The sequence below is a fragment of the Virgibacillus carmonensis genome (genome assembly GCF_057836705.1).
In genome coordinates, this window is sequence record NZ_JBYQFJ010000199.1 from 1 (window position 1) to 650 (window position 650).

Annotated in this window: 1 protein-coding gene; it reads right to left on the bottom strand. The window is 42.6% G+C overall.

What is annotated here, in order from left to right:
- Positions 1 to 18: 18 nt before the first annotated feature.
- Complete coding sequence (locus AC3G7N_RS21365) at positions 19 to 639, bottom strand: thymidine kinase (protein WP_089061327.1); 621 nt, start codon at positions 637 to 639, stop codon at positions 19 to 21.
- Positions 640 to 650: the final 11 nt, after the last annotated feature.

The window sequence follows — 650 nt, forward strand, 5'->3', positions numbered from 1 at the left end:
AGTACCATTGGCACTCTTTTACTTCGTCAACTTTGATAATGACTTTAAAATGGGGTTACTGGGTTTATTAGGCACTTCATGATGATGACGGCATCTCGGTTCGTATGATTCTGATGCTCCAACCAGGATAATCGGGTCATCGTAGGACGCTGGTTTTCCATTAATCAAGCGCTGTGTTCTACTTGCAGGTGATCCGCAAATTGGACAAATTGCATTCAACTTAGTGACTGACTCACTTAATGCCATTAATTTTGGCATTGGTCCAAAGGGTTCGCCACGAAAATCAGTATCAAGACCAGCGATGATTACACGGATACCTTTATTTGCAAGCTCGTCTGCAACGTCGACAACACTTTCATCAAAAAATTGCACTTCGTCTATTCCAATAATGTCAATATTGCCATTTATATTTTCCAGGATTTCCTGCGAATTCTTTACGGGGCGTGCGATCGTTGATGTTCCATTATGAGAGACAACGGAATCCTCAGCATATCTATTATCAATGGCCGGTTTGAAGACACGTACGGACAAATTTCCATAAGTAGCCCGGCGAACCCGGCGTATTAATTCTTCCGATTTGCCGGAAAACATGCTGCCGCAAATTACTTCCACCCAACCACTTTGTTTCATTACGTACATGAGCTGAGTCT